The 217-nt window shown below is 61.3% G+C and carries 1 pseudogene; it reads left to right on the top strand.

Features of this window, described 5'->3' with window-relative positions:
• Positions 1-217 (top strand): annotated as a pseudogene (locus FS802_RS30830) (Gly-Xaa-Xaa repeat protein); the annotation flags it as partial.

Raw genomic sequence — 217 nt, 5'->3', positions numbered from 1 at the left:
GGACCTCAGGGCGTTCAAGGGAACACTGGCGCTACTGGACCTCAGGGTGTTCAAGGGAACACTGGCGCTACTGGTGCCACTGGACCTCAAGGTGCTCAAGGGAACACTGGCGCTACTGGTGCCACTGGACCTCAAGGTGCTCAAGGGAACACGGGTGCTACCGGCGCTACTGGACCTCAAGGTGCTCAAGGGAACACTGGCGCTACCGGACCTCAGG

The sequence above is a fragment of the Bacillus sp. DE0042 genome (assembly GCF_007680225.1).
Taxonomy (GTDB): Bacteria; Bacillota; Bacilli; order Bacillales; family Bacillaceae_G; genus Bacillus_A; species Bacillus_A wiedmannii.
This window is presented reverse-complemented; position numbering and strand designations above follow the sequence as displayed.